Below are 1,634 nucleotides of genomic sequence, written 5' to 3'. Positions count from 1 at the left end.
GTATCGACCGCGCGCTGCGACAGCTGTCACAACGGCAGCTACACCGGCCAGGGCACCAAGGGCGCCATGGGCACGGCATCGTATCCGAACCACGTCGCCACCGGCGGCACCGACTGCGTCAGCTGTCACGCCAAGGCAGCCTCCGGCGGCTTCACCAGCTGGGGCGGCGCCGCGTTCAAGCATGCCGCCACCGACACCAACTGCGCGACCTGCCACAACGGCAAGACCGCGCAGGGCATGACCACGCCGCCGCACATCCCGACCGGGACGCTGCAGTGCTCGAACTGCCACACCAACACCGCGGCGAGCTTTGCCACCTACACCATGAACCACGCCGCGGTATCGACCGCGCGCTGCGACAGCTGTCACAACGGCAGCTTCACCGGGCAGGGCACCAAGGGGGCCATGGGCACGGCGTCGTATCCGAACCATGTTGCCACCGGCGGTGCCGACTGCGTCAGCTGCCACGCCAAGGCAGCCTCCGGCGGCTTCACCAGCTGGGGTGGCGCCGCGTTCAAGCATGCCGCGACCGACACCAACTGTGCGACCTGCCACAACGGCAAGACCGCGATGGGCATGACGACGCCGCCGCACATCCCGACCGGGACGCTGCAATGCTCGAACTGCCACACCAACACCGCGGCGAGCTTCGCCAGCTACACCATGAACCACGCGGCGGTATCGACCGCGCGCTGCGACAGCTGTCACAACGGCAGCTACACCGGGCAGGGCACCAAGGGCGCCATGGGCACGGCGTCGTACCCGAACCACGTTGCGACAGGCGGCGCCGACTGCGTCAGCTGCCACGCCAAGGCGGCGAGCGGCGGCTTCACCAGCTGGGGCGGCGGCGCCTTTGCTCACAAGGCGACCGACACCAATTGCACGACCTGCCACAACGGCAAGACCGCGCAGGGCATGACGACGCCGCCGCACATCCCGACCGGGACGCTGCAGTGCTCGAACTGCCACAGCAACACCGCGGCGAGCTTTGCCACCTACACCATGAACCACGCCGCGGTATCGACCGCGCGCTGCGACAGCTGTCACAACGGCAGCTACACCGGGCAGGGCACCAAGGGTGCCATGGGCACGGCATCGTATCCGAACCACGTTGCCACCGGCGGCGCCGACTGCGTCAGCTGCCACGCCAAGGCGGCGAGCGGCGGCTTCACCAGCTGGGGCGGCGGCGCCTTTGCTCACAAAGCCACCGACACCAACTGCGCGACCTGCCACAACGGCAAGACCGCGCAGGGCATGACCACGCCGCCGCACATCCCGACCGGGACGCTGCAGTGCTCGAACTGCCACAGCAACACCGCGGCGAGCTTTGCCACCTACACCATGAACCACGCCGCGGTGGCGACGGCGCGCTGCGACAGCTGTCACAACGGCAGCTACACCGGCCAGGGCACCAAGGGTGCCATGGGCACGGCGTCGTATCCGAACCACGTTGCGACAGGCGGCACCGACTGCGTCAGCTGCCACGCCAAGGCGGCGAGCGGCGGCTTCACCAGCTGGGGCGGCGGCGCCTTTGCTCACAAGGCCACCGACACCAACTGCGCGACCTGCCACAACGGCAAGACCGCGATGGGCATGACGACGCCGCCGCACATCCCGACCGGAACGCTGCAGTG

1 protein-coding gene is annotated in these 1,634 nt (G+C 68.9%); it reads left to right on the top strand.

Annotation, left to right across the window (positions count from 1 at the left end; translation table 11 throughout):
* Positions 1-1,634: hypothetical protein (locus QW881_RS32540; protein WP_316159253.1), on the top strand; the 1,634-nt coding region annotated here is incomplete at both ends.

The organism is Bradyrhizobium sp. SZCCHNS3016 (assembly GCF_032484535.1).
In the GTDB taxonomy this organism is placed as follows: domain Bacteria; phylum Pseudomonadota; class Alphaproteobacteria; order Rhizobiales; family Xanthobacteraceae; genus Bradyrhizobium.
The sequence above is the reverse complement of the archived record's forward strand: the minus strand, read 5'-3'. Positions and strand labels throughout refer to the sequence as shown.